Origin of the sequence: Leifsonia sp. SIMBA_070, from assembly GCF_046534635.1 — a bacterium.
GTDB lineage: Bacteria > Actinomycetota > Actinomycetes > Actinomycetales > Microbacteriaceae > Leifsonia.
Genome location: NZ_JAWRYK010000011.1, coordinates 1 through 720 on the forward strand (window position 1 = coordinate 1; position 720 = coordinate 720).

At 65.8% G+C, this 720-nt stretch carries 1 pseudogene; it reads left to right on the plus strand.

Features of this window, described 5'->3' with window-relative positions:
- Positions 1-15: 15 nt before the first annotated feature.
- Positions 16-720, plus strand: a pseudogene (locus tag SB754_RS19150) (Tat pathway signal sequence domain protein); the annotation flags it as partial.

Below are 720 nucleotides of genomic sequence, written 5' to 3' on the forward strand. Positions count from 1 at the left end.
GCCTACGAATCCACCGTGCTGGGCGCCGTCGTCGAATCCGATGGTCCGGCCCGCGTTGTGGTGCGCATAAACGGGACGCACAGCGGCAATGGACGGGACTGGCTGCCCTTTGTGATCCGCCTGTACTTCCACGAAGGCGCCAGGAGCATCCGGATGATGCACTCCTTCACCTGGGACGGGGATGAACACCGGGATTTCCTCGCCGGCCTGGGCATCCGCTTCACCGTGCCGCTGCAGGGACACCTGCATGACCGCCATGTGCGCATCGCCGGCGCTGACGGCGGGTTCCTCATCGAAGCCGTGCGCGGCATCACCGGCCTGCGCCGTGATCCCGGATCCGATGTACGGGCCGCCCAGATCAGCGGAGCGGCCACCTCAGACCCGGCGGACTGGAATCCTGAAGTCGGCCAGCGGTTGAACCTCATTCCGGCGTGGCCGGACTACTCGCTGTCCCAACTCACCAGCGACGGATTCACCCTGCAGAAACGCACCGGCCCAAACCATCCCTGGATAGGGATCACCACCGGAACCCGGGCTGAGGGTTTCGCCTATCTGGGTACGCCCGGCGGCGGCTTTGGCGTGGGGCTGCGGGACTTCTGGAAGTCCTACCCGGCCGGAATTGATATCCGGAATGCGGACGGACCGGCAGCCGAAGTCACCCAGTGGTTGTATTCCCCGCAGGCGCAGCCCATGGACCTGCGGTTCTACCACGACGGGCTG